The organism is Kribbella sp. CA-253562, from assembly GCF_050942265.1.
Classification (GTDB): Bacteria; Actinomycetota; Actinomycetes; order Propionibacteriales; family Kribbellaceae; genus Kribbella.
This window is the reverse complement of sequence record NZ_CP192049.1, coordinates 6,536,767-6,562,559: the sequence shown is the minus strand read 5'-3', so window position 1 is coordinate 6,562,559 and position 25,793 is coordinate 6,536,767. Positions and strand designations below refer to the sequence as shown.

The following is a 25,793-nucleotide window of genomic DNA, read 5'->3' as shown; positions in this document are numbered from 1 at the left end:
GAGTCCTCAGTTGATCGTGAGCACGGGGTCACGTCAAGCTATTTGCTCGTAATTTACGAATTAATATTGACACCTTCGTGGTCGCCGCCGCAAGATCGTCCGCAGCAAACACAACCGGACCACTCAGCGCACTGGAGCAGTGATGGCACCTGATCGGCGGACCTTCCTCAAAGGCCTCGGAGTCCTCGGGGCCGCGGCCCTGGTTCCCGGGTGCGCCACCTCGACGACGAGCAGCGGCGGCGGTGGCGGCTCGGCCACCGGTGAGATCGCGCTGCAGTCGAACCTGTCGGCCGAGCAGGCCAAGGCCGCGATGGAGAAGCTGGTCGAGGCCTACAACAAGACCGGCGGCGGCACGGTCAAGCTGAACACGGTCGCCTCGGAGATCTTCCGCACCCAGCTGCCGACGTACCTGACCTCGGCCAACCCGCCGGACGTCTACACCTGGTACGCCGGCTCGGTGGCGAACTCCTACGCCGAGAAGGACCTGCTGCTGGACGTCACCAGCGTCTGGGACTCGATGAGCAACTACCCCAAGTCGATGCAGACGCTGTCGACCAGCGCGGCCGGCCAGAAGATCTTCGTGCCGACCAGCTACTACTGGTGGGGCATGTTCTACCGCAAGTCGAACTTCGCCAAGTGGGGCGTGACCCCGCCGAAGACCTGGGCCGAGTTCGTCGAGGTGTGCAAGAAGATCCAGTCCCAGGGCATCCCGCCGATCGGCATCGGTCTGGGCGACACCCCGTGGGTCGCGTCGGCCTGGTTCGACTACCTGAACATCCGGATCAACGGCGCGCCGTTCCACCGCGACCTGCTGGCCGGCAAGGGCGACTTCACCGACCCGAAGGTGAAGGCGGTCTTCACCAAGTGGCGCGAAGTGCTGCCGTACTTCGACCCCAAGGGCAAGTCGTTCCCGTTCCAGGAGGCGACCTCGGCGCTGCTCGGCGGCAAGACCGGGATGTTCCTGATCGGCACGTTCTTCGCCGACAGCGCCCCCAAGGACGCGCTCGACGACATCGACTTCTTCCAGTTCCCGATCATCGACCCGAGCGTGCCGGTCGCCGAAGAGGCGCCGACCGACGGCTACTTCGCCAGCAAGAAGGCCAAGGACCCCGAAGCGGTCAAGAAGTTCCTCACCTACCTGGCCACGCCCGAGGCGCAGGAGCTGTACGTGCAGAACTCCTCCGGTACGGCGATCCCGGCCAACCCCGACGGCAAGGCGGCCGACACCCCGCTGGTCGCCAAGGGCAAGGCGATGGTGAACAGCGCGGCCGAGCTCACCCAGTTCTTCAACCGTGACTCCAGCGACGCGCTGCAGCCGACCGCGGACGCGGCGCTGACCAAGTTCCTGGACAAGCCGGACCAGATCGACCAGATCCTCAAGGACTGGCAGGCCGCGGCGAGCAAGGTCTTCCAGGCGTGACTGCTTCAGCCATCGAGGTGAAGACGCGCGCGGGATCGGCCAAGCGCCGGTCCCCGCGGGTCTCGCCGCTGATCCTCGCCTTCGTTTTCGTGCCGTTCGCGGTCGAGGCGGTCTGGGTGTTCTGGCCTGCCCTGCAAGGCTTCTGGTTGTCGCTGACCGACTGGGACGGCCTGTCGGCCCCGACGTTCGTCGGCTTCGGCAACTTCGGCGACCTGGTGTCGGACCCGATCTTCCGGACCGCGCTGAAGAACACCGCGATCTGGCTGGTGCTCTTCGGTGGGCTGAGCGTCGCCGGCGGTTTCGGCATGGCGCTGCTGCTGCAGAAGGAACGCCGCGGCGTCGGCATCTACCGCGCCGCGCTGTTCACGCCGGTCGTCTTCTCGCTGGTCGTCACCGCGCTGATCTGGCGAGTGTTCTACCAGCCCGACGGCCTGGTCGACTCGGTCCTGCGCGGCGTCGGCCTCGGCGACCTGGTGCGCCCGTGGCTGGCCGACCCCGACACCGCCCTGTACGCCGTGATCGTGCCCGCGCTGTGGCGGCAGATCGGCTACGTGATGGTGCTCTACCTGGCCGGCCTCAAGGCCGTCGACCCGGCGCTGTACGAAGCGGCTCGGATGGACGGCGCGTCGGCCTGGCAGCGCACCCGGTACGTGACGATCCCGCAGCTCAAGGGCGTGAACTCGGTCGTGCTGTCGGTGATCGTGATCGACTCGCTGCGGTCTTTCGACATCGTCTGGTCGATGACCAAGGGCGGCCCGTACCACTCCTCGGAGCTGCTCAGCACGTACATGTACTCGACCGCGTTCCAGTCCACCCAGCTGGGCTACGCGTCCGCGATCGCCGTGGTGATCTTCCTGCTCGCGCTCGCCGTCATTCTCGGCTACCTGATCCGTGCCTTCCGGGAGGAGACATGAGCAACCGTCTGAAGACCGGCGGCTACCACCTCGCGATGGGGCTGGTCTCGTTCCTGTGGGTCGCGCCGATCCTGTGGGTGGTGGTGATCTCGTTCCGCAGCTTCGACGACGTCGCGGCCAACGGGCTGGGCTCGCTGCCGCACTCGTTCACGATCTCGACCTACGTGCAGGCCTGGCAGGACGCCGACGAGTTCCGGGCTCTGGTCAACAGCCTGCTGGTGACGATCCCGGCCGTGCTGCTGAGTCTCGGGCTGGCCTCGATCGCGGCGTACGGGCTGGCGCGGTACAACATCCCGTTCCGCCGGACCGTGCTGCTGCTGATGCTGATGGGCAACCTGCTGCCACCGCAGATCCTGCTGATCCCGATCGCGCGCTTCGTCGAGCTGATCGGCTACTACGACACGCTGGTCGCGCTGATCGCCGTGCACGTCGGCTTCGGCCTCGGCTTCTACACCTTCGTGCTGCACGGCTTCATGCGTGACCTGCCGAAGGAGATCCAGGAGGCCGCGACGATCGACGGTGCGGGGCCGGGCAAGATCTTCGCGAGCGTGATCCTGCCGCTGACCCGGCCGGCGCTGGCCGCGCTCGGTGCGCTGTCGTTCACCTGGATCTTCAACGACCTGCTCTGGTCGATCACGGTGATCCGGTCCGGCGACAAGATGCCGGTGACGCCCGCGCTGCTCGGGCTGCAGGGCCTGTTCGTGTCGTCGTGGAACGTGATCGCGGCCGGCACGGTGATCGCGGCGGTGCCGACGGTCGCGGTGTTCCTGAAGTTCCAGAAGCACTTCGTCGGTGGGCTGGCGATCGGAGCCGTCAAGTGAACCGCTGGACGCTGCGCGGCGCCAGTACGGCGTACGTGGTCGGCGTGCCGGAGCACGGTCAATGGGCCTCGCTTGTTGCCTGGGGCCCGCAGGCCGTTGCCGACGGCCCATCGCTGACCGAACCGGTCGGCACCGAGCACTTCCTGCCGCGGGCCGACGTGGAGCCGCTCGAGTACGCCGTACGGGGTGTGCGGTACACGAGTCCGACCGAGCTGGTGGTGAGCGGGCCGGACGGGAGCGACGAGTGCCGGCCCGTGTTCGCCGGTGCGGTCCAGGACGAGGACCGGCTCGAGCTCACCTTCGCCGATGCCGTACGGTCGGTGCGCGTTGTACTGCACTATCGGATGCCCGCCGACCTCGATGTGGTCGAGCGATGGGTTGCCGTGCACAACGACGGCTCCGACGAGCTGAGGTTGCACGAGCACGACTCGGCCGGGTTCGTGATCCCGACGACCGGCGGTGCGGTGATCCGGTCGCTGTGGGGCGAATGGAACAGCGAGTTCCAGCAGGAGTCGATCACCCTGCGGCGTGGGCGGTTCACCGTCGACAGCCGTCAGGGCATCACCGGCCACTCGTACTCACCCTTTCTGTCCGCAGCCGACGCCGGCGACCCGGACGGCACCACGTACGGCGTTCAGCTGGCGTGGTCCGGAGACTGGCGCCTGAGCGCGGACGTCGACACCACCGGGCAGACCCGGATCCAAGCAGGCCGGGCTCCGTCCAGCTTCGGCCTCGCCCTCCGTCCCGGGGCGTCCTGGGTCTCCCCGGTGGCCGTCGGAGGCTGCAGTACTGACGGGCCCGACGGGCTGGCGCGCGTGTTCCACGCCTATCAACGCTCGTTCGCGCGGGATCTGCCACGGCGGGTGCTCTACAACTCGTGGTTCGCGACCGAGTTCGACATCCGGGCCGAGCACCAGCTGGAGCTGGCGCAGCGGGCCGCGTCGATCGGAGCCGAGCTGTTCGTGGTCGACGACGGCTGGTTCACCGGCCGGGTCGACGACAAGTCTGGGCTGGGGGACTGGGAGGTCGATCCGACGGCCTTTGCCGCCGGGCTCGACACGTTCATCGCCGACCTGGGCGAGCTGGGACTGGACTTCGGGCTGTGGGTCGAGCCCGAAGCGATCAGCCCGTCGTCGAAGCTGGCGGCCGAGCATCCCGAGTGGGTGCTGCGGACGCCGGGACGCGAGCCGGTGCAGATCCGGAACCAGTGGCTGCTCGATCTCAGCCGCGACGATGTCGCCGAGTGGATCTGGTCGACTTTGGACCGGTTGCTGACGACGTACGACATCACGTACTTGAAGTGGGACGCGAACCGGGCGCGGCTCGACGCGGGCGACCGGCGACGCGACCTCGACGGCCTGGTGGTCGGCCACCTCTACACGATTCTCGACCGGCTGCGGGAGCAGCATCCGCGGGTGTTCGTCGAGGGGTGTGCGGGCGGTGGCGCGCGCGTCGATCTCGGCATGGCCGCGCGGGTCGACACGCTCTGGCCGAGCGACAACACCGCACCGCTGGACCGGCTGAAGATCCAGCGCGGATTCCTGACCGGCTACTCGCCGCATCTGATGAGCTCGTGGGTGACCGATGCCGAGGGCACTCACGACGGCCGGGAGCGCTCGCTCGACTTCCGCTTCCACGTCGCGATGGCCGGCGGGCTCGGGATCGGCGCGGACCTGTCGCGGTGGAACGACGAGCAGCTGATCGTTGCCCGGCGCCACGTTCTGCAGTATCGCGAGATCCGTGAGGTGATTGCTCGCGGCACCGTGCACTGGCTCGACGGCGGAGTCCAGTACGTCGGTGCGGATCGCTCGGTCGTGTTTCTGTGGAACACCGGCGACGCCAACGTCCGCGGCACCCTGCCGACCCGGCCGCGCCGGGTCCCGCTCGTGGGTTTGGACCCACACCAGAACTACCGGGTGGGCGAAGAAGTCCTCCCGGGGAGCTACCTGCTGGAGGTCGGTGTCCGCCCCGGCGACACCGACTCGCACTGCCTGGTCGTCGACCCCGTCGGCTGACCCGCCCGTCACATCCACGGCAGCAAAGGACACAGCGTGAAACGACTTTCCGCCTTGCTCGGCGGTCTCCTGACGGCGGCCCTGGTGTCCGCCTCACTGGTGACCGCCACCGTTCCGGCCGCGGCAGCGCCCGCGGCCCCGGTGCTCAGCCCGACGCCGTACCAGGGCTGGAACACCTACTTCGGTCTCGGTGGCGACTTCACCGAGGACACCATCAAGTCCGTCGCCGACACCCTCGTCAGCCGTGGGCTGGCCAAGGCCGGCTACGACATCGTCTGGCTCGACGGCGGCTGGCAGGCCGACCAGTCCCGGAGCCCCGAGGGTGATCTGGTGGCCAACCCGGCCAAGTTCCCCAGCGGCCTGAAGTCGCTCGTCGACTACATCCACGGCAAGGGCCTGAAGGCCGGCATCTACACCGACGCCGGTCCGTTCATCCCGGGCAAGTGCGGTCTCGGCAGCGGTGGCGGCTACTACCAGCGCGACGCCGACCAGTTCGCGGCCTGGGGCTTCGATGCGGTCAAGGTCGACTTCCTGTGCGGGATCGCCGCTGACCTTGACCCGAAGACGGCGTTCACCGAGTTCGCCAAGGCGCTGCGCAACAACGCCAGCAAGCGCCCGATCATCTTCAACCTGTGCAACCCGGTCACCTCGCCGGACTGGGGCAACTACCCCGAGTCGCAGCAGTCGATCAACTCCTGGACCTACGCGCCGGAGATCGCGCAGTCGTGGCGGACCTACACCGACGTCGGCTTCGTGTTCGACATCAAGTACAAGGACGTCCTGCGCAACTACGACGCGAACGCGCGGCATCCGGAGGTCGTCAGGCCGGGAGCGTTCAACGATCCCGACTACCTCGCGCCGGAGCTGGGCATGTCCGACGAGGAGTTCCGCACCCAGATGACGCTGTGGGCCGTGGCCGCTGCGCCGCTGGTCATCGGCAGCGACGTGCGCAAGCTGAGCAACACGTCGATCGCGACGCTGACCGACCCCGACGTGCTCGCGATCAACCAGGACAAGGCGGTTGTCCAGGCTGTTCGTGTCGGTCCCGCCGGTACGACGGAGACCTGGGTCAAGCGCCTCGCCGACGGCGGCCGCGCGGTCGTCCTGCTGAACCGTGGCGACAGCGCCAAGACGCTGACCACCACCGCCGCGGCCGTCGGGCTGAGCGGTGCTCGGTTCACCCTGAAGAACGCCTGGACCGACAAGGTCACCGAGAGCGCGGGCACGATCAGTGCCGCGGTTCCGGCACACGGCACGGCGCTGTTCCGGGTCTCGCCGGCCACCGGTCTGCCGGGCGTCCCGCACGTCACCGCGGGCATCCCGGCGGTGACGAAGGTCGGTAGTGCTGCCCAGCCCGTGGGCGCTGCGCCGGTTGTTGCCGGTGGCGACGAGCTTCGGGTCGAGGTTGCCGTTCGCAACGACGGGCTGTTGCCGGTGCTGAAACCGGCCGTGACGCTTGCCGGTGGCACCGGCTGGACGATCAAGCCGTTGACGAAGGCCCCGACCTTGCTCGCGCCGGGCCAGCGGACGACCTTCGCCTTCACGGTGACGCTGCCGGCCGGCGCCCCGACGGGCAACGCCACGCTGACCGGGCGTACGTCGTACGAGGCGATCGGGTTCGGTGTGCAGCAGCAGACCACCGTGTCGCCCGTCGTGGTCGCGCCGGAACCGCCGACCGGCAGCGCAGCGCTGTCGCACCACCCGTGGATCACCGCGACCAGCGGGTGGATGTCGCCGACCGTCGACGAGGCGGTCGGTGGCGGATCGCCGATCAGCCTGGTCGGCCAGACCTACCCGACGGGCATCGGCGTCGCGTCGCCGTCGCTGATCCGGTACTACGTCGGGCAGCAGTGCAGCCGCCTGACCGCGACCGTCGGGATCGACGACGCCGTCCGCAACGTCGGTCCCGACGGCGGCACCTCGACCTTCCAGGTCGTTGGCGACGGCAAGGTTCTGTACGACAGCGGAGTCGTCGACCGGGACAACCCGAAGCAGGTCGACGTCGACCTGACCGGCGTCCGGGTGCTCGACCTGGTGGTCGGTGACGCCGGCGACGGCGGCTACAACGACCGCGCCGACTGGGCGGTTCCGACCGCCACCTGCTGATTCGTTCCGCGAAGGGGCAGACCGCGACTGGTCTGCCCCTTCGTTGTGTTTGGGTGGTGCTCGATTCATCCGCCTGAACGTCGTGAGGACCCCTGCATGAAACTGCGTCACCGCTGGAAGCTCGGCACCGCCGCTGTCGTCAGTGTCGGACTGGTGGTGGGCGGCGTCGCCCACATGGCGACCGCGGACACCGGGGCTCCGGGGGCTGCCGGAGCTGCGGGCACCGGGGCGACCGGCTCCGTGGAGACCGGGGCGCCTGGTTCCTCGGTGACTGGCTCCGCGAGGACCGGCGCTGCCGCCGTACCGCCGGTCGGAGGGGCGGTCCCGCTGACCGCGGCTGAGGCCGCCGCCTTCGCTCCGCGGGCCGCCACGCGTTCCAGCACCGCCGGCCCGGCCGTTGCTCCGCGCCCCCAGTCGTCGCAGGAAGTGACCCGTGCGGTCGCCGCGGCACCGACCGCCGCGAAGCTGGCGATCAAGGGCGTGTACCAGAGCACCAACTACTTCTGCGTTCCCGCCTCGAGCCAGGTCACGCTGGCGACGTACGGGGTGAACGTCACGCAGCAGACGCTGGCCAAAGAGATGGGCACCACCACGGCCGGGACGTACAGCAGGACCTCGCTGCCGGTGGTCAACAAGTACGTGAACCCGCTCGGCTACTCGATCTGGAACGCCGACACGACCGGCAACGCGGCCAATCTGCTGAACTGGGCGGCGTACGATATCGGCACGCTGAAGCGCGCGCCGATGATCGGCGTCTGGATGGAGAAACTGCCCTGGAACAAGGGCATGACCGGCCACTTCGGGCACGCGATCCTTGTGTACGGCTACGACCAGACCGCGAAGACGCTGACCGTCTGGGACCCGTGGAAGGCGACCGGCGGTACGCACACCATCGCGGCGTCGACGCTGAACGCGGCGATGCAGAGCTACGGGCTCTCGTACGTCGCGGGGCACTCCGACGCGGACCTGACCAACGCCGGCGACCTCACCGGCGACGGGCTGCCGGACATGATCGCCGTGCACCGGCCGACCGGCGATCTCTACCGGTACGCCAACAACGGCAAGGGTGCGTTCGAAGGCGGCGCTGCTGCCGTCAAGATCGGCACCAGCTGGAACGGGATGACCGAGCTGACCGGCGTCGGCGACCTGACCGGCGACGGCAAGGCCGACGTGGCGGCAGTGGAGAAGTCGACCGGCAAGCTGTGGCTGTACCGGGGTCCTTCGCTGTCCGGTACTTCGCGGCTGCTGATCGGGAACTCCGGCTGGAACGGCATGCGCGACCTGATCGGCATCGGCAACATCACCGGCGACTCGCGCCCGGACCTGGTCACGATCGAGAAGTCCACCGGCAAGCTGTGGGTGTACCCCGGCAAGACCGGCGGTCTCGCGACGCGCAAGCAACTCGGCACCGGCTGGACCAAGATGACCAAGCTCGCCGCGATCGGCGACCTGTCCCGCGACGGCAAACCCGACTTCGTCGCCGTCGACTCCTCGACCGGCAAACTGTGGCTGTACAAGGGCCTCGCCTTCGCCGGCGGCACGTCCCGCGTGGAGATCGGCACCGGCGGCTGGAACGGCATGCGCTCGCTCGCCGGCTTCGGCGATCTGACCGGCGACGCCGTTCCGGATCTGATCACCGTCGCCAACACCGGCGGCGACATGTACCTCTACCCCGGCAAACCGAACGCGCTCGGCACCCGGGTGAAGCAGGGAAGCGGCTGGAACGGCTGATCTTCGGGGTGGTGGCCGGTGACTTCGCGGGAACACCGGCCACCACTGCGTCCATTTGATCAGAGTTTCAACTCATGGTGAATGGTGGGGGGCCGGTTGTTGTTGTTCCCCACGCCGCCCCTCCGCTCGCTGGCGCTCGCTGCGGTGGCTGCTCCCGCCCGCCCGGTCAGGGGTGCGCGTGCTGGCGCCCGCTTGGTGCGCGCGCTGCCGCGCGGTTGACCACTCGGTGGTCGGCCGGGATGTCGGGCCCGGGTGGTTTGCCCCACGCCGCCCCTTCGCTCGCTGGCGCTCGCTGCGGTGGCTGCTCCCGCCCGCCCGGTCAGGGGTGCGCGTGCTGGCGCCCGCTTGGTGCGCGCGCTGCCGCGCGGTTGACCACTCGGTGGTCGGCCGGGATGTCGGGCCCGGGTGGTTTGCCCCACGCCGCCCCTTCGCTCGCTGGCGCTCGCTGCGGTGGCTGCTCCCGCCCGCCCGGTCAGGGGTGCGCGTGCTGGCGCCCGCTTGGTGTGCGCGCTGCCGCGCGGTTGACCACTCGGTGGTCGGCCGGGATGTCGGGCCCGGGTGGTTTGCCCCACGCCGCCCCTTCGCTCGCTGGCGCTCGCTGCGGTGGCTGCTCCCGCCCGCCCGGTCAGGGGTGCGCGTGCTGGCGCCCGCTTGGTGTGCGCGCTGCCGCGCGGTTGACCACTTGATGGTCCGCCGGGATCTCTCGCTCGGGTGGTTCGCCCGCGAAGGCGCCCTCCTCTTGGGGTTGCAGGTCGACCGGGTTGTTCGCCGCGTCCGGTCTGCTGCCATGGACGCGTTCGACGGTTTGCCGGCGAATGATCCGTATATGCTTCTCAGCCCCGAGCGTTGAGACGGCCACAGGGGGAGGCAGCAGCGTGATCTCGGAAGGCAGTCGTCGCGCGCGCGTCGATGCGTGGGTGGACGCGCACAAGCCCCAGGTCCTGTGCGCGCTCAGAATCCCCGGAATAGTCATGCTGGTCTGGTGGCTGGTCAGCTCCGACGGGCGGATCGTGCCTTGGCGCGCGGCCATCGTGCTCTGCTTCGTCGTGTGGTTTGCGATCGCTCAACTGAAGATCCGTCGCCGTGTACGCCGCCCAGCGGAGCGGGGGACCAGTGGCAGCTGATCTGGTGAACCTCCTGATGAGCCGCACGATGCCCTCGACGACGTACCGGGGCTTCCCGAACAAGCTGCACGGTGACGAGATCGTCGCGTCCGACGGGACGGTGTTCACGGAGCAGGGCGACGGGTGGATGGAACCGGCGGATGTCGAGCGCCTCCTCCGAGAGCGCCCGCAGATCCCATTGCTGCTGGTGGCCAACGGCTTGCGCGAATTCACCGGCTCGTCGCAAGCGTCCTGGCGCACCACGGTGAAGCCTCACTACATCACCCCCGAAGGACTGCCGCCGACCGAAGACGGTCTCTGCTTGATGGGGTACCTGTGGGCGGCCTCGAACGGCGAGGCATTGCTGCTTCTCGAGCTGGAGTGCTTCTGACCCCGGCATCGGCAGATTCCTGCGGAGTTTGCTGACTCGCCGTCAAGTAGTGACATTCCGTTCGATCTCAGGCAGTCTCCTGTTGCTGGTAAGTGCTTGACTTCGCCCATCAGGAGACACTTATGCGCATTCTTCGCCCCTTGGCGACCCTGCTGACCGCCGCCCTGACCGGTACGGCGCTCGCCTCGCCCGCGGACGCGGGGACCACCTCGGTACCCGTCCAGCTGGTCTCGATCACCGACTTCCACGGTTACCTTCGACCACCATCCCCGGCAGACGGCGGCACGATCACCGGGCCGGACGGGAAGGCGATCACCGTCGGCGGAGCGGCGTATCTCGCGACGCATTTGCAGCGGATCCGCTCCGGCCACCCGAACTCGATCTTCTTCACCGACGGGGACAACTTCTCCGGATGGCCGTTCGAGGTCGACGCGCACGCGGACGAGCCGACCGTCGAGGTGCTCAACGCGCTCGGGGTCGAGTTCTCCTCCGTCGGCAACCACGAGCTCGACGTGTCGAAGAGCTTCCTGGTGGATCACATGCAGCAGGGCAAGTGCTTCGGCACGATCGGGGTCGACAGTTGCTTCACGGACTCGACCGGGCGGCGGTTCCGCGGGGCCGACTTCGAGTTCCAGTCGGCGAACATCGTCGACGCGAAGGGCCGGACGATCGTCGCGCCGTACACGATCCGGTGGGTGCGCGACCACGGGCGCGCGTACCCGATCGGGTTCATCGGCATGACCGTGCCGGACACCCCGGTCGGCTCCACGTCGTACCAGCCTGAACTGCGGGCGCTGGACCCGGTCGCGGCGGCCGACGCCGCGGCGGCCGAGCTGGGCCGGCGTGGGGTGAAGGCGATCGTGCTGAACCTGCACGACGGCGGGACCGACGCGTCCGCGACGTACGACAACTGCGTCAACCCGAGCGGTCCTGCGATCGACCTGGCCCGCCGGGTCAGCCCGTCGATCGACGCGATCGTGACCGGTCACTGGCATGCCGCCTTCAACTGCATGCTGCCGGACCCGGCCGGCAATTCGCGGCCGGTCGTCGAGGCCACGAATCACGGGCGGCTGATCAACGAGATCAACCTGCGCCTGGACCGGCGGACCGGCGAGGTGCTGCGGTCCGCGACGACCTCGGTGAACCACGCGGTCACGCGCGACGTCGCGCCCGACCCGAAGATCCAGAAGATCGTCGACTACTGGACCGCCGCGGGAGAACGCAAGTACGCCGAACCGCTCGCTCAGCTGACCGGCGACTTCACGCGCGCCGCCAACTCCGCCGGCGAGAGCACGTTCGCCGACTTGATTGCCGACGTGCACCTGTGGACCGCGCGGCAGGACGGTCAGGCCGACCTCGGGCTGGTCGCGGCCAAGCCGGCCGTCGGCAGCACGGCCCTTCGCGGTGATCTACTGGTTGCTCCCAGCAACAAGCCGGGCGACGCTCCCGGCCGGGTCCTGCTCGGCGAGTCCTGGGATGCGTACGGCTACGGCAACCCGGTTCTCACCGTCAGCCTGACGGGCGCGCAACTGGACGCCGTACTGGAACAGCAGTGGCAGCCGCAGCCTGACGGCTCGGTGAAGTTCGCTCCGCTCGCGGTGTCGGGGAACGTCCGTTACACGTACGACGCCCGCCGCCCGGTCGGCGATCGAGTCGCCCCGGCGGACGTCACCATTGACGGCGCGACGCTCGACCCCAGCCGGACCTATCGCGTCGCCGCCCTCGCCTACACCGTCATCGGCGCTGACGGCTACCCCGCCTTCAAGACCGCAACCGATGCCGTCCGCAACAACACCGACCACGAAACCTTCGTCGACTACCTCAGGGCCCACCCGACCCTGACCCCCGCACCTCTGGACCGGGTCACGGCCCGCGGGTAGCCCGCCCGCCAACCGGCGCACGAGGCCGACCACAATGGGCCGGTGACCAACCGACCGCGCCTTCAACGGCGCCCAGCGACCTGGATGCGGTTGGCCGCCGGCCTGGTCTTCATCCTGCTCGCGGGGGACTCGCTGGACCTCAGGGATCCGGTCGACCTGATCGTCAACTCGGTGATGGGAGCTCTTCTGTTGACGGCGGTGGTGGCCCCACGCAGTCTGTACGACGGCCGAGCGGACCGCTGGCTACGAGCTCATCGCGTCATCCGCGCCGGGCTGATGGTGGTCGGGGGCGCGGCCTGGGTGCTGATCTTGCTCTCAGCACTCGAAGTCATCTGAAGCTGACGCCGCCCGACGGAAAGGCGCCCGGCGGAGACCGCTGGGCGCCTTGTCCGGTCGCGTGCGCGCTACCTCCTCGCGGGCTCGCGGGCCCGCGACGATCGAGTGAGCGCTTCCTACGGTCGAAGCATGCGACTTCTGGCTGCGTTCCTCCTGCTCCTACCGACCGTCGTACCGGCTGCGGCGGATCCTTGGCACCACTGCCGTTCCGGGCCGGACGACGTGGAAGGCGCCCGGCTCGCCGAGGCGGGGGCGAAGTGCCGGACGGTCACTGTGCCGCTCGACCCGCTGCATCCCGACGGGCGCACGATCGACCTCGCGATCTCGCGGATCGAGGCGAAGTCGGCGAAGCGTCGTGGCGTTCTGCTGGTGAATCCGGGTGGACCGGGCGGCCCGGGGATCAGCTATCCGCTCGACCTCGCGCCACTGCTCGGTGAGGTGGCTTCGCAGTACGACCTGATCGGCTTCGACCCGCGGTTCACCGGGCGCAGTAATCCGGTCGATTGTGGGCCGGTGCGGCTCGCCGACGTCCTTCGGTCCTCGCTCACGATCGCGGACTTCCGCGAGTCGAACCGGCGGGCCGCGAAGTTCGTGGCCGGTTGTCCGCGTGATGTCCTGAAGCACGCGAGCATCCGAAACGTCGCGCGCGATCTGGATGCGATCCGCCGAGCGCTCGGTGAGCAGAGGATCTCGTACTACGGAGTCTCGTGGGGCGCCGACCTCGGAGTGGTGCACAGCCAACTCTTCCCCGGCACGGTCGACCGCATGGTCGTCGACAGCGTGACCGACGTAGAGGGCTCCGAGTATCACCACCTCGCGACCGGCGAACGGACCGAAGCGGCGTTCGACGAATGGGCAGCCTGGGCAGCATGGCGCGACGACAAGTACCACCTCGGCCGCTCGGGCCAACAGATCAGAACCGCTGTCACGCGCCTGCTCACGAAGACGCTCACCATCGCCGGCCATCGCGTCGACTCAGCAGCGCTCCCGTGGCTACTCCAATCGGCCCTCGGAGACGAAAGCGACCGCGACCTGATGGCCCGCAACGTCAGCGCTTTGCTGCGCGGGACAGAGCCGCCGGACGAGCTCAAGGCCTGGCTCGACCAGTACTACGGCCAGGCCCCGATGATCACGCAGTTCCTCGCGGCGTCGTTCGCCTTCACCTGCAACGACCGCGGCTGGCCGAACCACCCGGCGACGTACTGGCGAGACATCCAACGGACCCGCACCACCCAACCACTCTTCGCCACCGCCATCCTCCCGTGCGCGCATTGGACCCAGCACACCGATGAACCGTCGCTTGCCATCGGCAACGACACCTCGATGCTGATCGTCCAGGCGGAACGAGACAACATCCCTCTGAGCTGGGCCCAGAGCCTCCACCGCAAGCTCCCCAACTCGACGCTGAAAACCATCGACCGCAGAGCCCACGGCGTGTACGACGAACGCGTGCCGTCAATGGTCGAGGCGGTGAACGCCTACTTGGCGGGATGAGCCGGAGCGGATGGGTCAGCGGGAGCGAACACCTCGGCCGCGGCGCGGATCTTCGCGACCCGGGCAGTGAGGTCCGTCGAGGTGTCGCGCGGATCCCCAGTGCCGTCGACCAGCTCGCGAACGATGTCGACGTGACCGCCGTGGCGGCACTCTTCGGGGAGGACTCGGATCATCATCGTCGCCAGGGTGGTGGTCTGGTGCCCGGCTGAGAAGTGCTCGACCGAGTTGGGGGAGTCGGGGTCGAGCGACGCGAAGGTGCTTCCGAGGTAGCCGTATCCATGCCGCCGAGGTGTTGAGCACTCCCAGCACCACATTTCCGACCTCCACCACCGACCAACCTACGCTGAGACGCTGTCGGGCGCCGGCCCCAGGCGGGAACTGGCCGCTGATTCTGTGCTTGATCAGTGGTGGAGGTAAGCCGAACCCGGATGACCAGTCCCAAACCGGGCCAAGCAGTGCCAAACCCACTTCAGTTCACGCGCGTCATACCGCCCGAGCGCGACCGCCTCCCCGAGAATCTGCGGCGTGAGCCACCCGTCGACCGCGATCCGGGCCCCGAGATCGACGACCTGCTGACCCCGAAAACCCGGGTACTCCCGCAGCACCTCGACGGACAACGCGAAGCCGCCGTGCCACTCCACCGGACAGGGCAGCCGCTCAGCCGCGCGTTCGACCTCCGTTCCGCGAAAGCTCGGGTCCAGCACCAGCGCCTCGACGTCTCGATCCAGGCGCACCGGGCCGTGCACCTGCGCCTCGACGTAGCCGTCCAGCGCATCTGGGTGGTCCGCCTCGGCCAGCTCGATCAGCGACATCTTGGCCGCGACGCCGAAGGCGGTCGGCTCGAAAGTGCTGTCCGGGTAGCAGAAAGTGGTCCTGCGCAGGACGTCGCCCGTCAACCGCAGATGAGCCGAGCCGAACCGCGGGGCTGCTCCAACGGCTGATCGGCGGAAGTTCAGTGCACCGTAGACGGGACGCTCCCGGGCCGGAGCCGCGTCGTACGCGCCGCCGAAGATCCGGCTCTCCCAGCGCCAGCGGTCCCCACCAGGGTGTGCGGTGAGACCACCGTTGCTGGTGCCGGTGACGAACTGGGACAAGTACGTACCGGTCTCCGCCAGCGCGGCAAGAACGCCGGCGCGGTCGGGATGGAAGTTCAGCGTGACCCGCAGAGCAGGATCGAGGGCTGGACCCGAGGACAGCGCGGCGACGTGACGCAGCGCGTTGTCGCCCGGCGTCGGCATCCGGAAATGGTAGTCGAGCCGGCGGCGATCGGGCCCGCGTCCACCGCCAGAGGACGCGGGCCCGACACAACCTCAGCGGGCCCGATGCTGCTCGGCCAACTCCTTCAGATACAGCGCCGACCGCTTCGGGATTCGCGCTTGGGTGTCGTAGTCCACCCGCACGATGCCGAAGCGCTTGTCGTAGCCGTAGGCCCATTCGAAGTTGTCGAGCAACGACCACGCGAGATAACCCCGGATGTCCGCGCCCTGCTCGATCGCGGAGGCGACGGCTGCCAGGTGCGACGTGAAGTACGCCGTGCGGCCGTCGTCAGCCACGAAGCCCGACTCGTCGGGGACGTCGTCGAAGGCGGCGCCGTTCTCGGTGATGACCATCGGAAGCCCGGGGTAGTCCTGGCTGATCCGGACCAGCAGGTCCGTGAAGCCTTCGGGCACGATCTCCCAGTCCATCGCGGTGCGCGGCCGGTCCAGCGGCAGAGTGCGGCTGATCGGCAGGCCCGCGGCGTCGACTGTGCTGCCGTCCTCGGCGAAGCCGGTGAACTTCTGGCTGAAGTAGTAGTTGATGCCCAGGACATCGATCGGCGCGGAGATGGTGGCCAGGTCGCCATCCTGCACAGGGATCACCACCCCCTGAGCAGCCAGGTCGGCGATGACGTCGGCTGGGTAACGGCCGTGCACCAAAGGATCCAGATACAGCCGCGCGCCCATCCCGTCGGCCCGGCGAGCCGCTTCGAGGTCAGGCTCCAAGTCCGAGGCCGGGTACGCCGTAGCGGCGTTCAGCGTGATCCCGATGTCGAGCTTGCGCGGAGCCGCTTCCCGCATCCGCTCGGTGGCCAGGCCGTGGCCGAGCAGCAGGTGATGAACGGCGGAGACAGCGGCCGGGAAGTCCTGCTTGCCGGGCGCGTGCGCGCCGTACGCGTAACCGAGCATCGCCGAGCACCAAGGCTCGTTCAGCGTCGTCCAGGTGTCGACCCGGTCGCTCAGCGCGTCGAACACCAGCATCGAGTAGTCCGCGAACCGGTACGCCGTGTCACGCACGGGCCAACCGCCGGCGTCCTCCAGCTCCTGCGGCAGGTCCCAGTGGTACAGCGTCACCCACGGGTCGATGCCCTGGGCAAGCAGCTCATCGACCAGCCGGTCGTAGAACGCGATCCCGGCCGGGTTGACGCCGCCGGTGCCGTGCGGCTGGACCCGCGTCCAGGACACCGAGAACCGGTAGGTGTCCAGGCCCAGATCCTTGATCAAGGCAACGTCGGATGGCATCCGGGTGTAGTGCTCGCAGGCGACGTCACCGTTGTCGCCGTTGTGCACCGCGCCCGGGACCCGGCAGAAGGTGTCCCAGATCGACGGGGTGCGGCCGTCGACGTCGACCGCGCCTTCGATCTGGTACGCCGACGTGGCGACACCCCAGCGGAAACCGGCCGGCAGCCGCGCGATCAGGTCTTCCTCGGAGGTGGTGGTGGGGGCAGCAGATGTGTTCATGGTGGACGTGCGGCGGTACGCGCCCAGCCGGTGGGCGGGCGCGGTACGCCGTACTGACTCCCTTCGGGGAAGAAGTTAGGCGACAGGGACGCGGCCGGGCAGCCAGCAGGCCACCGAGCGGCTCGGGTCGTTCCTGGCCTCCGGGACGCCGAGGACGGGGATCTCCGTCGAGCAGCGGTCGAACGCGTGCGGGCAGCGCGGGTGGAACGCGCAGCCGGTGGGCATACCGCGCAGGTCGGGCGGCGAACCCGGGATCCCGCTCAGCTCCCGGCGCGGGCCGCGCAGCGCCGGGAAGGACTTCAGCAGTCCCTCGCTGTACGGGTGCAGGGAGTCCTTGTACAGATCGGCCGAGCGAGCCTCCTCGACGATCCGGCCGCCGTACATGATCGCGATCCGGTCGGAGAACTCGACCAGCAGCGACAGGTCGTGGGTGATGAACAGCACCGAGAACCCGAGCCGCTCGCGCAGCTCGACCAGCTGGGCCAGGATCTGGCGCTGCATCACCACGTCCAGCGCGGTGGTCGGCTCGTCCATGATCACGATCTGCGGCTCGAGCACGAGCGCCATGCCGATCATCACCCGCTGCCGCATGCCGCCGGACAGCTGGTGCGGATAGGCGTCCATCCGGTCGGCCGAGATGCCGACCAGCTTGAGCATTTCCTTGGCCCGGGCGACCCGGGCCTCCGGGCTGAGCTGCGGCTCGTGCGCGCGGATCACGTCGAGCATCTGGGTGGAGACCTTGTGGACTGGGTTGAGCGAGTTCATCGCGCCCTGGAACACGATCGACGTCTCGGCCCAGCGGAACTTGCGCAGCTCGGCCGGCGACAGCGCCATCACGTCGTACGGCTGGTCGCCGGGCGGGTGGTAGATCACCGAGCCGCCGCTGATCACGCCGGGCGGCGGCAGCAGCCGCGTCACGCCGTACGCGAGGGTGGACTTGCCGGAGCCGCTCTCGCCGGCCAGGCCGAGCACCTCGCCGCGATGCAGGGTCAGCGTGACGTCGCGGACCGCGCGGACGGCCTGGTCGCCGAGACCGTAGTCCACGCTGAAGTTCTTGATCTCCAGGACGGGGGCCTTCATGAGACCGTTCCCTTCGCCTCGTCGACGCGAACCACCGGCGTGACCGGGCCGCTCTTGTCAGTGGTGTTCAGCACCGGGGTGAACCCGACCTTCATCCGGACCGTGCGGCCGTCCTTGGTCTTCACCCGCGTGTGCCCGCTGCTGCGCAGCCGCGGGCTGACGAACTCGTCGATGCCGAAGTTGATCAGCGACAACGCGGTGCCCAGTACGGCGATCGCCAGGCCGGCCGGGACGAACCACCACCACGCGCCCTGCGCGAGCGCCTGCTGGCTCTGCGCCCAGAACAGGATCGTGCCCCAGTTCCACTCCGAGATCGTCGAGATGCCGATGAAGGCCAGGGTGATCTCCGACATCACCGCGAAGATCACCGTGCCGACGAAACCGGACGCGATGATCGCGGTCAGGTTCGGCAGGATCTCGACGGTGATGATCCGCCAGGTGCTCTCACCGGTCGCTCGGGCGGCCTCGACGTAGTCGCGTCGGCGCAGCGAGAGCGTCTGTGCTCGCAGTACTCGGGCTCCCCAGGCCCACGAGGTCAAACCGATGACCAGGGCAACCATCAGGTCACCCGCGCCGGGGATCGTGGACGCGACGATGATGATCAGCGGCAGCGCCGGGATCACCAGGAAGACGTTGGACAGGGCGGACAGGCCCTCGTCGGCCGCGCCGCCGAGGAAGCCCGAGCTGACGCCGATCAGCACCGACAGCGCCGTCGCGACGATGCCGGCCAGCAGGCCGACGAACATCACGCCGCGGGTCCCGACCAGGATCTGGGAGAAGATGTCCTGACCCAGGTGAGTGGTGCCGAACCAGTGTTTGCCCGACGGCGGCTGGAGCAGGTCGGCGCTGCGCGCGGACGGGTCGAACGGCGCGATCCACGGCCCGATGATCGCGATCAGGCAGAAGAAGGCGAGCACGATCAGACCGGTGGCCGCCTTCCCGTTCGCGACGAACCGGAGCCGCTGGCGCTTGGCCGGCGCGGCCGCGACCTCCGGGCCCTCCGGCGTGACCGCGGTGATGGTGCTGGCAGGTGCGGACATCGGTCAGCCCTCCTTGCGGGTACGCGGGTCGAGCAGCAGGTACGCGATGTCGGCGATCAGGTTGGCGACCAGCACCGAGATCGTGATCACCAGGAAGACGCCCTGCATCAGCGGGTAGTCCTTCGCGCCGACGGCCTGGAACAGGTTGTAGCCGATGCCGGGGTAGGAGAAGACGATCTCCACCAGCAGCGTGCCGCCGACGATGAAGCCGAGCGACAGCGCGAAGCCGGACACGTTCGGCAGCAGCGCGTTGCGGGCGGCGTAGCTGAGCATCACCCGGCGCTCGGACAGGCCCTTGGCGTGCGCGACCGTGATGTAGTCCTCCGACGCGACGGTGACCATCATGTTGCGCATGCTGAGGATCCAGCCGCTGACCGAGGAGATCAGGATGGTGATGGCCGGGAGCAAGCTGTGCTGGACCGCGCTGCCGATGAACTCGCCGTTCCACGACGGCACCAGCCCCGGCTCGTACCCACCGGACGACGGGAAGAAGCTGCCCGGGCCGGCCAGCAGCGTGATCGCGATCAGGCCGAGCCAGAAGTACGGGATCGACGACAGGAACGTGGTCACCGGGAGCAGGCCGTCCAGCCAGGACCCACGCCGCCAGCCCGCCAGGACGCCGAGGCCGGTGCCGATGACGAAGCTGGCGAACGTCGTGATGCCGACCAGCGCGATCGTCCACGGCAGGCTCTGGCCGAGGATGTCGGAGACCGGCGTCGGGAAGAACGTGAACGACAGGCCCAGGTCGCCCTGGAACACCTGGCCCCAGTAGTCGACGTACTGGCTCCAGAGGCTGGCGTCCTTGTCCAGGCCGAACAGCACGTACAGCGAGTTGATCGCCTCGGTGCTCATCTGGCCCTGGAACTTGTTGATCAGCGAACTGACCGGGTCGCCGGGGATCATCCGGGGAATGAAGAAGTTGATCGTGATCGCCGCCCAGGCGGTGAACAGGTAGAAGGCGATCCGTTGCAGCAGGAACTTCACTTCGCCGCTCCTTCCTCGTAGAGCCAGCAGGCGGCCCAGTGCGCCTGGCCGCTGTCGACCACCGGCAGCTCGAAGCGGGGCGGCAGGTCGGTGGAGCACTTCGGCATCGCGTGCACGCAGCGCGGGTGGAACCGGCAACCGGCCGGCGGCGAGATCAGGCTCGGCGGCTCACCTCCGGCTTCGTCCTCGGGCGCGTCCTTGGCATCGCCGACGCGATCCAGCCGGTCGGGATCCGGAGCGCTCTCGATCAGCAGCCGGGTGTAGGGGTGGGCCGGGTGCTGGGTGACGGTCTCGGAGTCGCCGCCCTCCACCATCCGGCCGGCGTACATCACCAGGGTCTCGTCGGCGAAGTACCGGGCTGAGGCGATGTCGTGGGTGATGTAGAGGATGGCGAGGTTGAGCCGTTCCTTCAGGTCCCGCAGCAGGTTCAGTACGCCGAGCCGGATGGACACGTCGAGCATCGAGACCGGTTCGTCGGCCAGCAGCACCTCGGGGTTGGCGCCGAGCGCGCGGGCGATCGACACCCGCTGGCGCTGGCCGCCGGACAGTTCGTGCGGGAACTTGTCCAGGTAGCGCTCCGGCGGGGTCAGCTGGACCCGGAGCAGCAGGTCCTTCAGGTTCTGCTCGAGTTCGGCGCTCCCGTTGCCCGCGCGGCCGTGGATCTTCAACGCGCGGGTCAGGTGGTAGCGCACGGTGTGCACCGGGTTCAGCGAGGCGAACGGGTCCTGGAAGATCATCTGCACACGCCGGCAGTAGGCGCGGAACGCGCGGCCGCCGTTCACGGTGATCGACTCGCCGTGCAGCCGGATGTCGCCGTCGGTGCGCTTGTACAGCTGCGCCATCAACCGGGCGACGGTGGACTTGCCGGAGCCGGACTCGCCGACCAGGGCGGTGACCCGCCCGCGGCGCAGTGTCAGCCGGACGTCGTCCACCGCGTGCACGGCGTACCGGCCGCGGGTGAACACGTCGCGCAGGCCCCGGCGTACGGGGAAGTGTTTGGTGAGGTTCTCGGCCTCGAGGACCACGTCGTCGGTGGTCGGTGCTGTTTCGGTCGCCGTCATCACTGACTCCTCGCTGGATCGGCACGCCGGACCGCGACCGGGAGCTCCAGGTGGAGAGCTCCCGGCCGCGGTGGGTTGTCAGGCCCCTGCGGGCTTCAGCTTCAGCACGATCTCCAGCGCGTTCTGCTGGGTCGGCTGGGCGGGTCCGTACGGGTTGGTCTCGTCCGGCCACCCCACCCAGTTCTTGGTGCTGTACAGGGCGCCGATGTTCGAGGCACCGGTCGGGATGATCGGCATCTGCTCGACCATGATCTTCTGCAGCGTGTTCAGCGCCGCGGTGCGGGCGGCGTCGTCGGCCGCGTTGGCGTAGGCGTCCAGCGCCTTGGTCGCCTCCGGGTTGTTGTAGCGGCCGTAGTTGCCGCTGACCCCACCCTTGCCGACCGGCTTGAGGATCTTGCCGTCCATGATGTTCTGGTAGATGTCGTACGGCGTGGCGCCGCCGTTGGTCCAGTGCATGGTGGCGTCGAAGTTGCCTTCGTCAACGGCCTTGAACCAGGCGTCCTGGTTGGCCTTGTCGACGGTCGCCTTGATCCCGATCTGGGACAGGTTGTCCTTGATGATCTCCAGGCTGGTGACGTAGTCGGACCAGCCGGCCGGGTCGGTCAGCGTGATCGTGACCGGCTTGCCGGTCGGGTCCTTCAGCGTGTCGCCCTCGAGCTTGAAGCCGGCCGCGGTCAGCTCGGCCTTGGCGCCGTCGACGTCCACGACGTGCTTCTTGTCCTTGAACTCCGGGGCGATGAACGACTCACCGGCCGGAGTCGGGATCCCGGTGACGGACTCGATCTTCGGGTAGAAGTAGCCGGCCTCGGCCTGGGTGAAGATGTCGTCGCGGTTGATCACCTTGTCCATCGCGCGACGAAGCGCCGGGTTGTCGAACGGCTTCTTGGTGGTGTTGATCCACAGGCCGTGGATGCCCAGCGTGCCGGGCGCCCAGACCTTGTGGTTCTTCTCGTCCTTGGCCTGGAAGACCGTCTTCACGTTCGGGACGAAGACGAAGCTCCACTCCGAGGCGCCGTTGGCCAGCGCGGTGGTCTGCGCGTTGTTGTCGTTGTACGACGTGTAGCGCAGTTCCTTGACCTTCGGCAGCTCCTGCCAGTACTCGCTGCGGACCTCCAGCGTGGTGGTCTGCGGCGTGAAGGACTTCAGCTTGTACGGGCCGGTGCCGATCGGCTCCTTGACGGTGTCCTGGCTCGGGTCCTTGAACGTGGACCACTGGTGCTTGGGCACCACGAAGACGCCGAGGATCTTGTTCTGGTTGACGAACTGCGACCGGGTGAAGGTCAGCTCGACCTTGTTGCCGGACTGGGTGATCGTGCCGTACGGGATCGCGTCCTGGTTCAGGCCCTCGTTGCCCTTGCGCAGCTCGAAGGAGTAGGCCACGTCCTCGGCGGTCATCGGCTTGCCGTCGGACCACTTGACGCCGTCGCGGACGGTGAACGACAGCTTCTTGAAGTTGTCGGACCAGGTGTGCTCGGTGGCCAGCCACGGCTTGCCGGGCTCCTGCGGCTTCAGCGGGTTCACCATCACCAGCGGCTCGTAGATCATCCACCGGTAGCCGAGCGAGGCGCCCGAGGACGAACCGAGGAACGGGTTGTGGTTCTCCGTCTGCGGGCCGTTCGGCATACCCACGTTGAGCACCGTGGAGGTGCCGGCGGTGCTCGCGTTCGTGTTGGTCGAGTCCCCGTTACTGCAGGCAGCCAGTGCTGCCGCGAGCAGGCCCGTGAGGGCCAGCGCGACTGTGCGTCGTGCTCGCATCGTTCCTCCTGTGTTCGTCTCACTGCTGGCGGATGACGGTCGGATGACAGTCGGGTGGTGCGGTTGGGCACGCATCGTGCCGTGAAAGCGCTCTCATGGAAAGAGCAGACGCCTTAACGGATCGGTATCGGCGCGCTGGGTGACCGGTGGCGAGGCAGGGGCAGCTACCTCGCCACCGGACGGTTACGAGGGGCGGGCGGGGGCGGTGGAACTGCGCACGATCAGCGTCGTGGGCAGCACCTGGGGAACGTCCGGCAGCGGTTTGCCGCCGAAGTAGTCCATCAGCATCCGGGCCGCGGTCTGCCCCATCTGGCGCATCGGCTGGTGCACCGTGGTCAGCGGTGGTTCGGTGTGCTGGGCGTAGGGGATGTCGTCGAAACCGACCACCGACACGTCGTTCGGCACGTTGCGCCCGGTCTCCCGGACGGCCTGGATGGCGCCGCCGGCGGACAGGTCGTTGTGCGCGAAGATCGCGTCGAACTTGGTGCCGGCCTCGAGCGCCTGCTGGACGCCGCGGCGTCCACTCTCGTGGGTGAAGTCGCCTTCGAAGACGAGCCGTGGGTCCAGCTCGAGACCGGCCGCCGCGTAGGTGTCGCGGAAACCGTCCAGGCGTTCCTGGGTACAGCCGAACCAGTCCACGCCGGTGATCACCAGCGGACGGCGGCGGCCGAGCTCCAGCAGATGCCGTGCGGCGGCCTCACCTCCGGCCCGGTTGGTGGTGGCGACGGACGGGAACATCGGTTGCTTGGCCCGGTCGTCGATCAGGACGACGGGCAGGCCACGCGCGTGCAACTGCTCGATGTAGGACAACGTGCCTTCCGGCTCGATCACCAGCAGGCCGTCGAAGGACTGCGCCGAGACCTGCGAGGCGAACTGCTGCATCGACTCCTCACCGCGGTTGCAGGTGAACAGCAGCAGGCCGTAGCCCTCGGTCTCGACCACGTCGACGGCACCCTGCAGCACCTCGCCCATCCAGGGCCAGGTGAGCGAGGGGACCAGCATGCCGACGATCCGGGTCCGGCCGCGGGCCAGGCCGACAGCCCGGGCGCTCGGCACGTACCCGAGTTCGGCGATCACCTGGCGGACCCGCTCGGCGGTGCGCAGGTCCAGTTCGCCCTTGCCGTTCAGAACCCGCGAGACGGTGGTCTTGCTGACTCCGGCACGGGCCGCCACATCGGCGATCGTGATCGACATTCACAGCTCCCCTCGGGCGGTCGGGGTGGTGCGGGGCGGATGTTGCCGCTTCGTGAACGTTGTGTTCGGAACCGGTTTCGGAAGCGGTTCCGTAGAGTGAAGCGGAGTGGGCCAGGTCACGTCAATCACGACGCGATAACGAAACAGGGCTAAGTTCACGGTTTGTAAGAAGTCCGCCGCGCGGTTCTGCTCAGGCCTTCCGGCCCGGCGCTGCGGCATGATGGACTTCCGGGGAAGATCGATGTCAGGGGCCGTGGTGACGGCCCGGCAGCGCGTTGCAGAGGGCGGGTCGAGAACACCATGGACGGACGCCGGACGACTGTGCGCGACATGCGGCGGTCCAACCGGTCGGTGATCCTGACCAGCATCTACCGCCAGGGCCCGCTGAGCCGCTACGAACTCGGCCGCGAGACGTCGCTGAGCGCGGCCAGCGTGAGCAACCTGGTCGGCGAGCTGCTGGAAGAGGGCATCGTCGAGGAGGCCGGCTCGGTCGAGTCCGACGGAGGCCGGCCGCGGGTGCTGCTGCGGGTCGCGCCGGCCTTCGGTTACGTCGTCGGCGCCGAGGTCGGCGAGACCCGGGTGCGGGTCGAATTGTTCGACCTGGCGATGTCGGTCTTGGCCACCGTTGTCTACCCGATCGAGACGCCGAAACCGGCGCCCGAACTGGTCGTCAAGTACGTGCTGCAAGGACTCGACGCGGTGATCGCGCAGGCCGGCGTACCGGCTGATCGGGTGCTCGGACTGGGTGTTGCCGTCGCTGGCGTGGTCGAAGGTCCGGCCGATGCGGTGGTTCACGCGCAGACGCTCGGCTGGGACGGCGTACCACTCGGCGCGATGCTCGCGGCCGGCACGAACATCCCGATCCAGGTCGACAACGGCGCCAACACGCTTGGCCAGGCGGAGATGTGGTTCGGCGCCGGCCGGGGTGCGACGGATGCCGTTGTCGCCTTGGTCGGCTCTGGTGTCGGTGCCGCGCTGGTCACCGGCGGGACGAGCTACCGCGGAACCCGCAGCAGCGCGGGGGAGTGGGGCCACACCACGATCGTGTACGGCGGCCGGCAGTGCAGGTGTGGTGCCGAAGGATGCCTCGAGGCGTACGTCGGCGCGGAGGGTGTGCTGGATCGGTATCGCCTGGCGGGTGGACCTGCTGCTCGCTCCGACGACGAGGAAGCCGAGTTCGTCGGTTTGCTCGCGGCGGTGAATTCGTCGGAGGTCGCGGCCAAGGTCGTCGAGGACACGATCGGGTACTTGGGCGCGGGCTTCGCCAATCTGGTGAACCTCTTCAACCCCGAGCGCATTGTGCTTGGTGGTTGGTCGGGATTGCTGCTTGGTGAGCGCTATCTACCGCAGTTGCGCGAGGCCGTCGGCAAGCACGCGCTGCACCGGCCGTACGCCCAGGTGACCATCGAACTGTGCGAACTCGGCCGGGACGCGGTTGCCCTGGGTGCCGCCACGCTCCCGGTGCTGCGCATCCTCCGCGAGGGCGGAACGCCCCGCAGGCTCGCGGTCTAGCCGGCTTCGCGCCCGCCGCCCCGCCGCCCCCGCGCGCCGCGCCCCGCGCGCCGCGCCCCGCGCTCCTGCGCGCCGCGCCCCGCGCTCCGCGCTCGTGTTCCCGCGCTCCCGCCTCCCGCCCGCCGCGCCCGCCGCGCCCGCGCGGCGGGCGCGGCGGGCGCGGCGGGTTGAACACGAGACACCGCTATCTCGGGTTCAGGACTTCAACTATGCTTTGAAAAAACCACCTTCCACCACCC

The 25,793-nt window shown here is 68.6% G+C and carries 21 protein-coding genes; 11 read left to right on the top strand and 10 right to left on the bottom strand.

What is annotated here, in order from left to right:
- The first annotated feature begins 142 nt into the window (after positions 1–142).
- From ACQPXM_RS30865 to ACQPXM_RS30840, 6 genes are all read left to right on the top strand, one after another.
- On the top strand, positions 143–1,420 hold the full coding sequence (locus ACQPXM_RS30865) for an ABC transporter substrate-binding protein (RefSeq protein WP_432940104.1): 1,278 nt from the start codon (positions 143–145) through the stop codon (positions 1,418–1,420).
- A complete protein-coding gene (locus ACQPXM_RS30860; RefSeq protein ID WP_432940102.1) occupies positions 1,417–2,334 on the top strand; it encodes a carbohydrate ABC transporter permease in 918 nt (305 codons plus the stop codon). The genes ACQPXM_RS30865 and ACQPXM_RS30860 overlap by 4 nt, the downstream gene beginning before the upstream one ends.
- Positions 2,331–3,155, top strand: coding sequence for a carbohydrate ABC transporter permease (locus tag ACQPXM_RS30855; RefSeq protein ID WP_432940100.1), 825 nt, complete (start codon positions 2,331–2,333; stop codon positions 3,153–3,155). The genes ACQPXM_RS30860 and ACQPXM_RS30855 overlap by 4 nt, the downstream gene beginning before the upstream one ends.
- Positions 3,152–5,170, top strand: coding sequence for an alpha-galactosidase (locus ACQPXM_RS30850; RefSeq protein ID WP_432940097.1), 2,019 nt, complete (start codon positions 3,152–3,154; stop codon positions 5,168–5,170). The genes ACQPXM_RS30855 and ACQPXM_RS30850 overlap by 4 nt, the downstream gene beginning before the upstream one ends.
- A gap of 36 nt (positions 5,171–5,206) precedes the next feature.
- Entirely contained in the window at positions 5,207–7,276 is a 2,070-nt protein-coding gene (locus ACQPXM_RS30845; RefSeq protein WP_432940095.1) for an NPCBM/NEW2 domain-containing protein, read from the top strand.
- 96 nt (positions 7,277–7,372) lie between these two features.
- Positions 7,373–9,007 (top strand): FG-GAP-like repeat-containing protein, encoded by a 1,635-nt coding sequence (locus ACQPXM_RS30840; RefSeq protein ID WP_432940092.1) that lies wholly within the window; start codon positions 7,373–7,375, stop codon positions 9,005–9,007.
- A 625-nt stretch (positions 9,008–9,632) separates the two neighbouring features.
- On the opposite strand, the gene ACQPXM_RS30835 is transcribed toward ACQPXM_RS30840, so the two are convergent.
- Positions 9,633–10,037, bottom strand: coding sequence for a hypothetical protein (locus ACQPXM_RS30835; protein WP_432940089.1), 405 nt, complete (start codon positions 10,035–10,037; stop codon positions 9,633–9,635).
- Positions 10,038–10,120: 83 nt separating this feature from the next.
- Here ACQPXM_RS30835 and ACQPXM_RS30830 point away from each other — a divergent pair, with 83 nt between their 5' ends.
- The 4 genes from ACQPXM_RS30830 to ACQPXM_RS30815 all read left to right on the top strand — a co-directional run bounded on the left by ACQPXM_RS30830 (position 10,121) and on the right by ACQPXM_RS30815 (position 14,211).
- Positions 10,121–10,501, top strand: a complete 381-nt coding sequence (locus ACQPXM_RS30830; protein WP_432940087.1) for a hypothetical protein — start codon at positions 10,121–10,123, stop codon at positions 10,499–10,501.
- A 122-nt stretch (positions 10,502–10,623) separates the two neighbouring features.
- Positions 10,624–12,381: a bifunctional metallophosphatase/5'-nucleotidase gene (locus ACQPXM_RS30825; RefSeq protein WP_432940085.1), complete on the top strand. Its 1,758-nt coding sequence runs from the start codon at positions 10,624–10,626 to the stop codon at positions 12,379–12,381.
- 42 nt (positions 12,382–12,423) lie between these two features.
- Positions 12,424–12,717, top strand: a complete 294-nt coding sequence (locus ACQPXM_RS30820) for a hypothetical protein (RefSeq protein WP_432940083.1) — start codon at positions 12,424–12,426, stop codon at positions 12,715–12,717.
- Between the two features lie 129 nt (positions 12,718–12,846).
- On the top strand, positions 12,847–14,211 hold the full coding sequence (locus ACQPXM_RS30815) for an alpha/beta hydrolase (protein WP_432940080.1): 1,365 nt from the start codon (positions 12,847–12,849) through the stop codon (positions 14,209–14,211).
- On the opposite strand, the gene ACQPXM_RS30810 is transcribed toward ACQPXM_RS30815, so the two are convergent.
- The 9 genes from ACQPXM_RS30810 to ACQPXM_RS30770 form a co-directional block, all read right to left on the bottom strand.
- Entirely contained in the window at positions 14,196–14,525 is a 330-nt protein-coding gene (locus ACQPXM_RS30810; RefSeq protein ID WP_432940077.1) for a DUF664 domain-containing protein, read from the bottom strand. The two genes, ACQPXM_RS30815 and ACQPXM_RS30810, sit on opposite strands and share 16 nt — an antisense overlap.
- Positions 14,526–14,612: 87 nt before the next feature.
- Entirely contained in the window at positions 14,613–15,449 is an 837-nt protein-coding gene (locus tag ACQPXM_RS30805) for a DUF3626 domain-containing protein (protein WP_432940075.1), read from the bottom strand.
- A gap of 72 nt (positions 15,450–15,521) precedes the next feature.
- A complete protein-coding gene (locus ACQPXM_RS30800; protein WP_432940072.1) occupies positions 15,522–16,928 on the bottom strand; it encodes a GH1 family beta-glucosidase in 1,407 nt (468 codons plus the stop codon).
- Positions 16,929–17,003: 75 nt separating this feature from the next.
- Positions 17,004–18,008, bottom strand: coding sequence for an ABC transporter ATP-binding protein (locus tag ACQPXM_RS30795; RefSeq protein WP_432940069.1), 1,005 nt, complete (start codon positions 18,006–18,008; stop codon positions 17,004–17,006).
- Positions 18,005–19,048: an ABC transporter permease gene (locus tag ACQPXM_RS30790; RefSeq protein ID WP_432940066.1), complete on the bottom strand. Its 1,044-nt coding sequence runs from the start codon at positions 19,046–19,048 to the stop codon at positions 18,005–18,007. Before ACQPXM_RS30790 ends, ACQPXM_RS30795 begins: the two co-directional genes overlap by 4 nt.
- A 3-nt stretch (positions 19,049–19,051) precedes the next feature.
- Positions 19,052–20,032, bottom strand: a complete 981-nt coding sequence (locus tag ACQPXM_RS30785; protein WP_432940064.1) for an ABC transporter permease — start codon at positions 20,030–20,032, stop codon at positions 19,052–19,054.
- Positions 20,029–21,093 carry an ABC transporter ATP-binding protein gene (locus ACQPXM_RS30780; protein WP_432940061.1) on the bottom strand — a complete coding sequence of 355 codons (1,065 nt, stop codon included), beginning with the start codon at positions 21,091–21,093 and terminating at the stop codon, positions 20,029–20,031. The genes ACQPXM_RS30785 and ACQPXM_RS30780 overlap by 4 nt, the downstream gene beginning before the upstream one ends.
- Positions 21,094–21,171: 78 nt before the next feature.
- Positions 21,172–22,848, bottom strand: coding sequence for an ABC transporter substrate-binding protein (locus tag ACQPXM_RS30775; RefSeq protein ID WP_432940058.1), 1,677 nt, complete (start codon positions 22,846–22,848; stop codon positions 21,172–21,174).
- A 183-nt stretch (positions 22,849–23,031) separates the two neighbouring features.
- The gene (locus ACQPXM_RS30770; RefSeq protein ID WP_432940055.1) at positions 23,032–24,042 is read right to left on the bottom strand and encodes a LacI family DNA-binding transcriptional regulator; all 1,011 of its coding nucleotides are present in this window, start codon (positions 24,040–24,042) and stop codon (positions 23,032–23,034) included.
- Between the two features lie 330 nt (positions 24,043–24,372).
- On the opposite strand from ACQPXM_RS30770, the gene ACQPXM_RS30765 reads away from it, so the two are divergent.
- The gene (locus ACQPXM_RS30765) at positions 24,373–25,554 is read left to right on the top strand and encodes an ROK family transcriptional regulator (RefSeq protein WP_432940052.1); all 1,182 of its coding nucleotides are present in this window, start codon (positions 24,373–24,375) and stop codon (positions 25,552–25,554) included.
- Positions 25,555–25,793 lie beyond the last annotated feature (239 nt).

What these genes read in the sequence shown, in the direction of transcription:
- ACQPXM_RS30865 (WP_432940104.1), top strand. Translation starts at nt 143, where the DNA reads ATGGCACCTGATCGGCGGACCTTCCTCAAAGGCCTCGGAGTCCTCGGG.
- ACQPXM_RS30855 (WP_432940100.1), top strand. Translation starts at nt 2,331, where the DNA reads ATGAGCAACCGTCTGAAGACCGGCGGCTACCACCTCGCGATGGGGCTG.
- ACQPXM_RS30840 (WP_432940092.1), top strand. Translation starts at nt 7,373, where the DNA reads ATGAAACTGCGTCACCGCTGGAAGCTCGGCACCGCCGCTGTCGTCAGT.
- ACQPXM_RS30835 (WP_432940089.1), bottom strand. Translation starts at nt 10,037, where the DNA reads ATGGCCGCGCGCCAAGGCACGATCCGCCCGTCGGAGCTGACCAGCCAC.
- ACQPXM_RS30825 (WP_432940085.1), top strand. Translation starts at nt 10,624, where the DNA reads ATGCGCATTCTTCGCCCCTTGGCGACCCTGCTGACCGCCGCCCTGACC.
- ACQPXM_RS30815 (WP_432940080.1), top strand. Translation starts at nt 12,847, where the DNA reads ATGCGACTTCTGGCTGCGTTCCTCCTGCTCCTACCGACCGTCGTACCG.
- ACQPXM_RS30810 (WP_432940077.1), bottom strand. Translation starts at nt 14,525, where the DNA reads ATGTGGTGCTGGGAGTGCTCAACACCTCGGCGGCATGGATACGGCTAC.
- ACQPXM_RS30805 (WP_432940075.1), bottom strand. Translation starts at nt 15,449, where the DNA reads ATGCCGACGCCGGGCGACAACGCGCTGCGTCACGTCGCCGCGCTGTCC.
- ACQPXM_RS30800 (WP_432940072.1), bottom strand. Translation starts at nt 16,928, where the DNA reads ATGAACACATCTGCTGCCCCCACCACCACCTCCGAGGAAGACCTGATC.
- ACQPXM_RS30795 (WP_432940069.1), bottom strand. Translation starts at nt 18,008, where the DNA reads ATGAAGGCCCCCGTCCTGGAGATCAAGAACTTCAGCGTGGACTACGGT.
- ACQPXM_RS30790 (WP_432940066.1), bottom strand. Translation starts at nt 19,048, where the DNA reads ATGTCCGCACCTGCCAGCACCATCACCGCGGTCACGCCGGAGGGCCCG.
- ACQPXM_RS30780 (WP_432940061.1), bottom strand. Translation starts at nt 21,093, where the DNA reads ATGACGGCGACCGAAACAGCACCGACCACCGACGACGTGGTCCTCGAG.
- ACQPXM_RS30775 (WP_432940058.1), bottom strand. Translation starts at nt 22,848, where the DNA reads ATGCGAGCACGACGCACAGTCGCGCTGGCCCTCACGGGCCTGCTCGCG.
- ACQPXM_RS30770 (WP_432940055.1), bottom strand. Translation starts at nt 24,042, where the DNA reads ATGTCGATCACGATCGCCGATGTGGCGGCCCGTGCCGGAGTCAGCAAG.
- ACQPXM_RS30765 (WP_432940052.1), top strand. Translation starts at nt 24,373, where the DNA reads ATGCGGCGGTCCAACCGGTCGGTGATCCTGACCAGCATCTACCGCCAG.